This window comes from Streptococcus pluranimalium, assembly GCF_047785745.1.
GTDB classification, from domain to species: domain Bacteria; phylum Bacillota; class Bacilli; order Lactobacillales; family Streptococcaceae; genus Streptococcus; species Streptococcus pluranimalium_B.
Map to the genome: position 1 here is coordinate 1 of NZ_JBLOJT010000064.1, position 10,035 is coordinate 10,035.

The 10,035-nt window shown below is 40.0% G+C and carries 9 protein-coding genes; 2 read left to right on the forward strand and 7 right to left on the reverse strand.

Annotated features, from left to right (window positions below):
• Positions 1 to 129: 129 nt before the first annotated feature.
• From nusB to uvrA, 7 genes are all read right to left on the reverse strand, one after another.
• Positions 130 to 564, reverse strand: coding sequence for a transcription antitermination factor NusB (gene nusB, locus ACMZ6U_RS07220; protein ID WP_416107504.1), 435 nt, complete (start codon positions 562 to 564; stop codon positions 130 to 132).
• Positions 551 to 946: an Asp23/Gls24 family envelope stress response protein gene (locus ACMZ6U_RS07225; protein WP_416107506.1), complete on the reverse strand. Its 396-nt coding sequence runs from the start codon at positions 944 to 946 to the stop codon at positions 551 to 553. Before ACMZ6U_RS07225 ends, nusB begins: the two co-directional genes overlap by 14 nt.
• An 80-nt stretch (positions 947 to 1,026) precedes the next feature.
• Entirely contained in the window at positions 1,027 to 1,587 is a 561-nt protein-coding gene (efp, locus tag ACMZ6U_RS07230; RefSeq protein WP_160544591.1) for an elongation factor P, read from the reverse strand.
• Positions 1,588 to 1,693: 106 nt separating this feature from the next.
• Positions 1,694 to 2,149 (reverse strand): deoxycytidylate deaminase, encoded by a 456-nt coding sequence (locus ACMZ6U_RS07235; RefSeq protein ID WP_416107508.1) that lies wholly within the window; start codon positions 2,147 to 2,149, stop codon positions 1,694 to 1,696.
• A gap of 9 nt (positions 2,150 to 2,158) precedes the next feature.
• Positions 2,159 to 3,223, reverse strand: a complete 1,065-nt coding sequence (locus tag ACMZ6U_RS07240) for a M24 family metallopeptidase (RefSeq protein WP_416107510.1) — start codon at positions 3,221 to 3,223, stop codon at positions 2,159 to 2,161.
• Between the two features lie 108 nt (positions 3,224 to 3,331).
• Positions 3,332 to 4,411 (reverse strand): PTS sugar transporter subunit IIC, encoded by a 1,080-nt coding sequence (locus ACMZ6U_RS07245; protein WP_416107512.1) that lies wholly within the window; start codon positions 4,409 to 4,411, stop codon positions 3,332 to 3,334.
• Between the two features lie 471 nt (positions 4,412 to 4,882).
• The gene (gene uvrA, locus ACMZ6U_RS07250) at positions 4,883 to 7,705 is read right to left on the reverse strand and encodes an excinuclease ABC subunit UvrA (protein ID WP_416107514.1); all 2,823 of its coding nucleotides are present in this window, start codon (positions 7,703 to 7,705) and stop codon (positions 4,883 to 4,885) included.
• Positions 7,706 to 8,019: 314 nt separating this feature from the next.
• On the opposite strand from uvrA, the gene ACMZ6U_RS07255 reads away from it, so the two are divergent.
• Positions 8,020 to 8,964 (forward strand): magnesium transporter CorA family protein, encoded by a 945-nt coding sequence (locus ACMZ6U_RS07255; protein WP_115130770.1) that lies wholly within the window; start codon positions 8,020 to 8,022, stop codon positions 8,962 to 8,964.
• Positions 8,965 to 9,207: 243 nt separating this feature from the next.
• Entirely contained in the window at positions 9,208 to 9,879 is a 672-nt protein-coding gene (locus ACMZ6U_RS07260; RefSeq protein WP_416107516.1) for a DUF1129 domain-containing protein, read from the forward strand.
• Positions 9,880 to 10,035 lie beyond the last annotated feature (156 nt).

Genomic DNA, 10,035 nt, shown 5'->3' on the forward strand with positions numbered 1-10,035 from the left:
CCCAAAAAGAGAGAACCGGAACGATTCTCTCTAGGTATTAATTATAAGTCACCCACTACAGTTGACGAAGAGTCAAAATCATTTACATATAACCGGCAAATCATTAGACCAGAATTCCTTTGACACTCATCAATCATTTACAAACTGGCTCAATAAGCCATTGATAAATTTAGCTGATGTTTCGTCTGAATACTTCTTAGCAATCTCAATGATTTCGTTTAAAGCAACACGATCGGGTGTTTCATTAAAGTACTTGATCTCATACAAGCCAAGACGAAGCATGGTCCTGTCCGTTAAAGTTAGGCGTTCAAGTGACCAACCCTTACGTAACTTTTCGGAAATCAAGGCGTCTAACTCATCTTTGTGGTCTACAACACCATTTACCAGATTCAATAAGAAAGCTGGCACTTCAAGTGTTCCATCACTGTCTACCTCTTTATCATGCAAATAGGCAGATTCAGATGCTTGTAAAAAGCCACCACCAAACTCCATACTAAATAGGGCTTGAAAAGCACGCTCACGAAGATCACGTCTCGAGCCAGTAAAACTACTAGTCTTGCTCATTCAAAAAATCCTCGCTGAAGAGACTGTTCAAATCAGGTTTTGGTGTCTTTTCAGGGACAATTCCAACCACATGAACATTTACTTGAGCAACTGTTACTTCAGCCATATCATAGACAGCTGTTTTAACAGCTTTTTGTACGGCAATAGAAACAGCTGGCACATTGACACCATATTGAAGATAAACATAGATATCAGCAACAACATCACCGCTCTCGTCAGTCTTCAAGTAAACACCACGACCAAGACTCGCTTTACTTAGCGTATCAGCTGCTTTTTTGTTATGTAATGAGTGAACACCGTCAACCTTAGTTGCAGCAATCCCTGTAATAACTTCCAATACGCGCGGCGAAATAACAATTTCACCAATATTTTCAGTAATCATAGCTTTTCCTTTCGTCACTATCGTTAAAGTAAATTTTTTCAGTTTTGAAAAACTTTGACTATCAACTTTTCTAACTTGGCTTAGGCACGTGAAACGTAGGTACCTTCAGCAGTGTTAACAACAAGTTTTTGACCAACTTCGATAAAGTCTGGAACGTTAACCACAAGACCGGTTTCAAGTGTTGCAGGTTTACCTGAACCAGTAACAGTTGCACCTTTGATAGATGGTTGTGTTTCAACAACAGTCAACTCAACAGTAGTTGGTACTGTTACACCGATAACTTCTGTTCCGTAGAATTGAATTTTAACTTCTTCATTTTCTAAAACATAAAGCAACTCATTTTCAACGTTTGCTACGGGAATTTCGTATTGGTCGTAACTTTCAGTATCCATGAAGAAGGCAGTATCATCCATTTTGTAAAGGTATTGAGCAGGACGTGTTTCAATGATAGCTTGCTCAAATTTTTCGTCCGGACGGTAAGTTGTATCAAATGTTGATCCTGAACGAACATCACGCAATTTCATACGCATGATTGTGTTACCTTTACCAGGTTTGTGGTGACTGGCATCCAAAACTTTGATCAATTTACCATCAGCTGTTACGAAAGTCATACCAGCTCTAAGCTTACTTGCTTCAATCATTCTATTAATACCTCTTTGTAAAAATTATTTATCACTTCATTTTAGCACAAATACCAGCTTTTGTAAAAACTCAAATGATTTTTCATTACTTTCACAAGAGGCCCAACTATTCGTCTTTTATTCCCAAGCTTAATTCCGGGACATCATGCTGGATGTAGGCAACACTTTTTTTCTCCAAGAGCTCAATAGCAAAGGGATGCGGACGGTAATTAGCCTTATAAGTGATCTTCTTGATGCCTGCTTGGAGCAAGGCCTTGGTACAGTTCAAACATGGAAAATGCGTCACATAAATCTCTGTGCCATCTGTTGAAATCCCTTCTTTGGCACACTGAACCAGAGCGTTCATTTCAGCATGAACCGTTCGGATACAATGCCCATCTTCCATATAGTGGCCAGCTTCATCGCAGTTATCGGTATCTGAAACGCCACCATTATAACCTGTAGCGATGATACGGTTATTTTTGACCAAAACAGCACCAACAAAGGCTCTATCACAGGTTGAACGCTTTGAAATCAACTCAGCATTAGCCATAAAATAATCTTGCCAAGACAGTCTTTTCATCTTCTTCTCCTACTTGATGACAATCAATTCTTTAGGGGCTTGGGTCAATACGTCGCAACCAGTCTCTGTAATCACCAAGTCATCTTCGATACGCAGTCCATATTTATCAGGAAGATAAATCCCTGGCTCATCCGTCACTACCATACCAGCTGCTAACTTATCATCACTACCACGGAAAAATGGATTTTCATGGATATCCAAACCAATGCCATGACCAATACCATGTGTGAAGAATAATCCATAACCCGCATCCTCTATCATTTGACGGGGAATAGCATCGAATTCTTTATGTGTCATGCCCGCTTTCGCCTGCTCAATCAAGGTCTCATTGGCTCTCAGAACAATATCGTATATCTCACGCTCTTGGTCTGTTACATATCCAATATGGATGGTACGCGTCATGTCACTGACATAGTGCTTGTAATAGCATCCAAAATCAAGGGTTAGAGATTCTCCCGACTGAATCACCTTATGGCTAGCAACACCATGAGGCATGGCTGAACGATAGCCCGAAGCTGCAATCGTTTCAAAAGACACACCTGAAGCGCCATACTCTCGCATACGAAAATCAAGGAAGTTCGCTACCTGCATCTCCGTTGTTTGCCCAGGTTTTATGAAATCTAAAACGTCGATAAAAGCCTTATCGGAAATCTGGCAAGCTTGTTGAATGGTTTCAATCTCTGTGGCATCCTTAATCACGCGCAGACTTTCGACAAAATCTGTCTGAGATAACCAGGTTGTTTCAGGCGCTAAACTGGTTAACTCTCCATAAAAGGCATAAGAAACCTGACTATCAAAGCCAGCTCTTGTGATTTTATCAGCCTTGATGATGTTGGCAATTTCAGCTAAAGGCGTACGGGTCTCGATAATATCAAAACCTTCAATCACTTCTTTAGCAAGCAAGGTGTAGCGGGCATCCGTCATGAAAATGCGACGGTTACGAGTGATAAATACTGTACTCTCTGTCCCCCAAAATCCCGTTAGGTAATAAATATTATTTTGCCCTGTCACCACAAAACCATCTAAACCTGACTGCCTTAACTTATCTTCAAAACGAACAACCCTAGACTCCATGAAAACCTCCTTATATTAACTTATCAACGACTTTATTTTATCAAAAAACTTCCATTGCCTTCAATAAGATAATGGAAGTTTTTAGTAATCAAATTTTTAGTATCTGTATTATTCAGCTTCTTGATATTTGAAGACCACATTTGTTTGATAAAGTTTTGTCAATTTATCAAATACAAAATATGATGCTAGCGCTGCAACAGTAGGAATAACAAGCCAAGCTAAAACGGTGACTGCAAGTGTGTTTCCAGCCTTAAGACCTGCCAATGGTCCAACCAAGCCAACAAGCCCAAAACCTGCAGAAGCTGGTGTCCCTGTAATATTAAAGATTGGAACAGAAAGACTTGAAACAATAGCTGTAGTTACAACTGGAAAGAGAATGACTGGATACTTGAATAAGTTAGGCATCATCATTTTCATAGAACCCATGGCGATACCAAGAGTAACACCTGAATTATTGGTTTTCCAAGAATGAACAATCAAAACAAGCGTTGTGCTTGCAACTCCCATTGCCGAAGCTCCAGCAGATAAGCCGAAAAGTCCTACTGCAATTCCAATCGAAACTGTTGAAACAGGTGAAATAATCAAAATAGCAAATGTTACAGCAATAAGCATACTCATTGCATATGGCTGAAGCGTCGTAAAGTAGTTAATCATCGTGCCAATTGCCAGAGTCGCTGAGCTAACTGCTGGCAACGTGTAGAGACCAATAAGCCCTGCAAGACTTCCTATAACAAGCGGTGTTAAAACGAGCTCCGCTGATCCAAAGCGTTTCTTAATGACTTTAACCATCAAGATGGCAAGAGCAGCTGTCAACATGGTGTTGGTGATATTTCCTTGACCATTCCCAATTAAAAGGGTCGCTGCCTCTCCAGCTTTATCAAAATAAGTCTGATTATCTTGGGTAATAACACCTGAACCAACAAAAGCTGCATCTGCAATAGTCATGCTGCGTAGCGAGTCCAGATGGAATTGATGGGAAATAATGGCACCAATAGTTAGTGGTGTTGCTAGTTGGAAAATCTTTACAACTGTAACTAAGCTAACTCCCAGGGTAAATCCAGGAAAGTATTGCAGAATTGTGGCTAAGATGGCGTTTGGAATCAGACCAATAATGATCCCTAGCGCTGTACCATTCAAGACTTTAAAAAAGAAGTCTTTGGGTGAAACATGAGAAAACTGTGAATCCATATGCATACCTCCTAAAAGCCCCATTTGCTGGGATGTGCTTTTCATTATAACCAGAGATTTTTTTAAAGTCAACACAATTTTATAAATTTTCTGATTTTTTCGCTAATTTAGATAATTACATAATAAGTAGGCGTTTTAAAGACTCAAAAACAAAATAGCTGCTCTGCAAAAAACTCCTTTTAAGGGATTAAACTTCCTAAAATCCAAGAAGAAGCATCCTATCATACTACAATATGGAGCACATTTTCATATCAAGCAACATCATCATAATCATTGAAAATCAAAATCTAACGTTGTGAAGTTTACCATGATGAACTTTAGTTCTAGCTACGACGCTTTTTCTAGTCAGATTTTGATTTCCGTCGAGTATAAAATAAAAAAAGTTCAGTTCTATTTACATCAGAACTGAAGCCTTTTAACTATTAGATGTTCATTGTTTGAGCAAAGTAGCTTGATTTTTATTTCCGCCGCTTATAATTTTGTTTTTAGATAGTTCCCTGTGTAAGAAGCTTCCACCTGTGCGACTTCTTCTGGTGTTCCTGTGGCGATGATTTGTCCACCACCGACACCTCCTTCTGGCCCTAAATCAATGATATGGTCTGCTGTTTTGATAACATCAAGATTGTGTTCAATAACAAGAACCGTATTTCCTTCATCCACAAAACGATTTAAAACAGTAATTAAACGAGCAATGTCATCGGTATGAAGCCCCGTTGTTGGTTCATCCAAAATATAAAAGGATTTACCTGTTGAGCGTTTGTGAAGTTCACTGGCTAGTTTCATCCGTTGCGCCTCACCACCAGAAAGGGTGGTTGCCGGTTGACCAAGTGTCACGTAGCCTAGCCCAACATCCTTGATCGTTTGAATCTTACGAGCAATTTTAGGAATAGCTGCGAAAAATTCAACCGCATCATCGACAGTCATCTCTAAAATATCTGCGATAGTTTTGCCTTTATAGTGGACCTCCAAGGTTTCAGAATTGTAGCGAGTCCCATGACAAACTTCACATGGAACATAAACATCCGGCAAGAAATGCATTTCAATCTTGATAATCCCATCACCCGAGCAGGCTTCACAACGTCCACCTTTTACATTGAAGGAAAAACGACCTTTTTTATAGCCACGAATTTTAGCTTCATTGGTTTGTGCAAAGAGATCTCGGATATCATCGAAGACACCTGTATAGGTAGCTGGATTTGAGCGAGGAGTCCGTCCAATTGGACTTTGATCTATGTCGATCAAGCGTTCAATATGCTCTATGCCTTCAACCGACTTATGCTTTCCTGGCTTATCAGCATTACGATTTAATTTTTGGGCAATGGCTTTTTTAAGAATACTGTTGACCAAGGTTGATTTTCCAGAGCCAGATACCCCTGTCACTGCAATAAATTTCCCCAATGGTAATTTAGCATCAATGTTTTGAAGATTGTTTTCACTAGCTCCCTTAACTTCGATGAAACGTCCATTACCTTGACGGCGTTCCTCTGGTACAGGGATGACTTTACGACCTGATAGGTACTGACCAGTGATGGATTTTTTTGATTTTGCCACTTGTTTTGGGGTGCCAGAAGCAACGATCTCACCACCAAGCGCTCCTGCTCCTGGTCCCACATCGATCAACCAATCCGCTTCCATCATGGTATCTTCATCATGCTCTACTACAATAAGGGTATTGCCGAGGTCACGCATTTTTTTCAAACTAGAAATGAGACGGTCGTTGTCTCTTTGGTGAAGTCCAATAGATGGTTCATCAAGGACATAAAGGACGCCACTTAAATTAGACCCGATTTGGGTTGCTAGACGAATACGCTGACTTTCTCCACCGGATAAGGTTCCTGCCATTCGAGACAAGGTTAAATAATTAAGCCCAACATTATTCAAGAAAGTCAAACGGTCTGTAATCTCTTTGATAATAGGACGAGCAATCATTTCCTCATTTTGTCCAAGGGTTAAGCTCGACACTTGTTTAAGATGGTCTTCGATGGAGAGTTCTGAAATCCGACCGATATTCATCCCATCCGGTCCACCAATACGAACAGATAGCGCAGCATCATTGAGGCGATAGCCGTTGCAAGTCGAACAAGTCAACTCATTCATATATTCGCGCATAACGCCACGTGTGTACTCTGAATTGGTCTCATGGTAGCGACGATTGACATTGGTAACAACACCTTCAAAAGGTAGGTCAATATCACGCACACCACCAAAATCATTTTGATAATGGAAGTGGAACTCACGGTCACCAGATCCATAAAGAATCACCTCTTTATCCGATTCAGCAAGAGCCTCCCATGGTGTATCCATATCGATACCAAAAGTTGTCATGGCTTGTTCCAGCATGGTTGGATAGTAATTTGATGAAATTGGATTCCAGGGTGCAAGCGCCCCTTCTCTAAGAGTTTTAGAAGGATCAGGCACAACCAAGTCCAAGTCCACCACCAACTTCATCCCCAAACCATCACAGGTTGGGCAAGAGCCAAATGGCGCATTAAAAGAGAAGAGACGAGGCTCTAATTCGGGAACGGTGAAACCACAAACCGGGCAAGAATAATGTTCTGAATAGAGTAATTCATTACCATCCATGGTATCAATCATGAGGTAACCATCTCCCAAGCGAAGGGCTGCTTCCACGGAATCAAAGAGACGAGAACGAATACCATCCTTATTGACCAAGCGATCAATAACAACTTCGATATCGTGCATCTTGCTCTTAGAAAGTTCTGGTACTTCGGTCACATCAAAAATCTCACCATCCACACGAACACGAACATAGCCATCTTTTTGGATACGTTCAAAAATCGTCTTATGCTGGCCTTTTTTACGACGAACGATTGGAGCCAGAATTTGCATCCGAGTTCTTTCGGGCAATTCTAACACTTCGTCAACAATCTGTTCAACAGATGAGGCTGAGATAGCACCATGCCCATTGATACAATAGGGAGTTCCCACACGCGCATAAAGTAAACGGAGATAATCGTTAATTTCCGTTGCCGTACCAACGGTAGAGCGAGGGTTTTTGCTGGTCGTTTTTTGGTCAATCGAAATGGCTGGACTGAGACCATCAATCGAATCTACATCAGGCTTTTCCATATTTCCCAAAAACTGTCTAGCATAAGCAGACAAACTCTCTACATAGCGACGTTGCCCTTCTGCATAGATAGTATCAAAAGCCAGAGAGGATTTTCCAGAACCTGATAAACCCGTCACCACGACCAGCTTATCACGAGGAATCTCCACATCTATATTTTTTAAATTATGAGCACGCGCTCCATGAATAACTAATTTATCTTGCATAATTTATGACGCCTATTTGGCTCAATTCCTTTCTCTAGATACCTACCTCAAAATATAAAGAAAACTAGCATCTTGCTTTTACATCTAAAAAGCCTAAAATAAATTTTTTCTTCTGTATCACTTTTAGAATGCTGTTATGATAACAGATTCAAAAAAACACGTCGTTCGCTTTAGTTCTTCTAAACGTTACTCTATTATAACAAAATCAGAATTTTTTACGGTAAAAAGAATCGTCAAGCCCTGCTTTTTTTTAAGACTAAAATAGAGTATAATAGATAGGTATGGCTAGATTCTAATACAAGGAGGGAATGCACATGAAACAAATGTTTCTGTCAACTGGAATTGATTTCAAAGAGATTGATACATTCGAGCCTGGCGCTTGGATTAATTTGGTCAACCCTTCCCAGGAAGAATCTCATCAAGTGGCCGAGCGCTTCAACATCGACATTACCGACTTACGAGCTCCCCTTGATATCGAGGAGACATCTCGTATCACTGTTGAAGATGATTATACTTTGATTATTGTTGACGTTCCTACCTACGAAGAGCGTAATAATAAAAACTACTACATGACCATTCCCTTGGGAATTATTGTCGCAGAAAATGCTGTTATTACGACTTGTTTAGAAGAATTGTCTATCTTTGATCAATTCAAGAATAATCGTGTCAAGAGTTTTTATACGTTTATGAAAACACGTTTTATTTTCCAACTCCTCTATCGCAATGCTATTCTCTTTCTAACCGCCTTGCGTTCGATTGACCGTCAAAGCGACCGTATCGAAGCGCAACTAGAAGACGCAACACGAAATGAACAGCTTATCGATATGATGGAATTGGAAAAATCCATCGTCTATCTAAAAGCTTCACTAAAAATGAATGAGCGAATCGTTAAAAAACTTTCCAGCAATACCTCAAGTCTCAAAAAATACGTTGAAGATGAAGACTTACTTGAAGATACTTTGATTGAAACGCAACAGGCTATCGAGATGGCAGGCATCTACGAGAATGTCTTGAATGCTATGGCCGAAACATCTGCTGCTATCATCAATAACAACCAGAACACTATCATGAAAACCTTAGCACTCATGACCATGGCTCTAGATATCCCAACCGTTATCTTCTCAGCGTATGGTATGAACTTCCAAAACAACTGGCTACCCTTAAATGGCCTACCACATGCCTTCTGGTACATTGTTTTTATTGCATCTGTTCTTAGCCTGATGGTTGTGATTTATTTTATTAGGAAGAAGTGGTTTTAACGTTTTATATTTGTCGGTAGCAAAGCTACTCGTCAAATAACGTTAGTTACTATTCGGCAACTAACCAATAACCCTCCCTTCTTATCGTCATTAAAGTCGCTAATGTCATGACGGAAATTTCTATTTTGAAATTCCCTAAACATCTCACTAGATTTTCGACAAAATAAGATCAGTGACTACTGACACTTGACTAAAAAACCTGTTACATTTTACAATACTTACCCTCATTTTGAAAGGATTATCATGGATTTAAACAATCTTACTCACAAGAACCAAGAATTTATTCACATTGCTACTAAACAGTTGATTCAAGATGGTAAATCAGATACTGAAATCAAAACGATTTTAGCAGATATTCTACCAAGTATTGAAGAAAATCAAAAAAATGGCATCCCTGCCCGATCTTTCCTTGGCGCTCCAACTACCTGGGCTGCTCAATTCACAAAAACAGAAAAAGAGGAAAAAATCGCTGCACAAGAAGCTAAAAACACTAATCCTTGGCTTATGTGGATGGATGCTTCTCTCTTTTGGTTTGGCTTTCTTGGACTCATTACTGGTTTTCTGACATTTAGCAATAGTAAACACCAATCTTATGGTTTATTAACTCTCATTGTGGTTGGTCTTGGTGGTGGAGCCTTTCTCTACGCAACTTATCACTATGTCTACCGTCATATGGGGAAAGAAAAAGCTCATCGCCCAAGCCTTTTGAAAAGCATCGGTATCTTAGGGCTCCTCATGGTAGGCTGGTTAGCTTTATTTAGTATAACTGCCTTTTTACCTGCAGCTATTAACCCACAATTATCCCCACTCCTACTCATCGTCCTAGGTGCAATAGCCTTTGCCGTACGCTATTATTTCAAGAAGAAATATAATATCTTAAGTGCTATGTCTGCACAAGCAACACCTAGAAGCTAAGATAAAAAGAGGGTGGAATAAAAATCGGTAACTCGAAGAGTTCAATTTTGCCGCCCTGCCTTCGTGCAATTGATTAAAGGGAGAAAAAAGGGCTCTTCGTCAACTGTAGTGGGTGACTTATAATGGCTCTTCGTCAACTGTAGTGGGTGACTTATC